This window comes from Streptomyces amritsarensis (genome assembly GCF_001953875.1).
GTDB classification, from domain to species: domain Bacteria; phylum Actinomycetota; class Actinomycetes; order Streptomycetales; family Streptomycetaceae; genus Streptomyces; species Streptomyces amritsarensis.
This window is the reverse complement of sequence record NZ_MQUR01000198.1, coordinates 928-2,110: the sequence shown is the minus strand read 5'-3', so window position 1 is coordinate 2,110 and position 1,183 is coordinate 928. Positions and strand designations below refer to the sequence as shown.

Genomic DNA, 1,183 nt, shown 5'->3' with positions numbered 1-1,183 from the left:
ACAACCTCCCCGCCACCAGCCTCGCCTGGGGACTCTGGGACACGAGCACCGGCAGCATGGCCGCCCAGTTCTCGGAATCCGACATGAAGCGGTGGGCCGACAAGGGCATCCTTCCGCTGACCCCCGAACGCGGCATGGAGCTGTTCGACGCGGCTCTCGGCTCCGGTCAACCAGCGCTGGTGCCGATCGAGTTGGACCTCCAGACGCTGCGCGCCCCGGAGGCGCCGGCGCCGGCCCTGCTGCGCACGCTGGTGCGCGCGCCGCGCCGCAGGGCCGCCGCGGCCACCGGTTCCTCCTGGGCCGAGCGCACCGCCGCGCTCGCCCCGGCCGAACGCCGTCGGGCCGCGCTGGAACTCGTCCGGGCCACCGTCGCCGCCGTCCTCGGCCTCGCGGGACCGTCCGCGGTCAACGACAGCGGGCCGTTCGCGCAGTTGGGCATGGACTCCCTGACCGGCATGGAGCTGCGGCGCAGGCTGGCCTCGGACAGTGGCGTCGCCGTGCCCGCGACGGCCGTCTTCGACCACCCCACGCCGGCCGCGCTCACGGACTTCGTCGTCGCCGAGCTCGGCAAGATCGCCGGGGAGGCCGCGGCCCGGTCGGTGCAGCAGGCCGCGAACGGATCCGGGGACGGCTCCGGCGGCGGCCAGGACGACCCGGTCGTGATCGTCGGCATGGCCTGCCGCTACCCCGGCGACACCCGCTCCCCCGACGACCTGTGGCGGCTCGTCGCCGACGGCACCGACGCCATCGGCCCCTTCCCCACCAACCGCGACTGGGACGTCGACGACCTCTACGACCCGGACCCCGCCCAGGCAGGCAAGAGCTACACCCGGCACGGCGGCTTCCTCTACGACGCCGACCGCTTCGACGCCGAGTTCTTCGGGATCAGTCCGCGCGAGGCGTACGCGATCGACCCGCAGCAGCGCCTGCTCCTGGAGACCGCCTGGGAGAGCTTCGAGCACGCCGGCATCGACCCGGCCACCCTGCGCGGCAGCCGGACCGGGGTGTTCGTCGGCTCCATGTACGACGACTACGCCTCCCGGCTGTCGGCGGTACCGGTCGAGTACGAGGGATATCTGAGCACGGGCAGCGCCGGCAGTGTCGCCTCCGGGCGGCTGTCCTACACCTTCGGGCTGGAAGGCCCGGCCATCACCGTCGACACGGCCTGCTCCTCCTCGCTGGT

General features: G+C 73.6%; 2 pseudogenes. Both read left to right on the top strand.

Features of this window, described 5'->3' with window-relative positions:
* Positions 1-56: 56 nt before the first annotated feature.
* A pseudogene (locus AVW11_RS39460) lies at positions 57-494 on the top strand (acyl carrier protein); the annotation flags it as partial.
* A gap of 153 nt (positions 495-647) precedes the next feature.
* A pseudogene (locus tag AVW11_RS39455) lies at positions 648-1,183 on the top strand (beta-ketoacyl synthase N-terminal-like domain-containing protein); the annotation flags it as partial.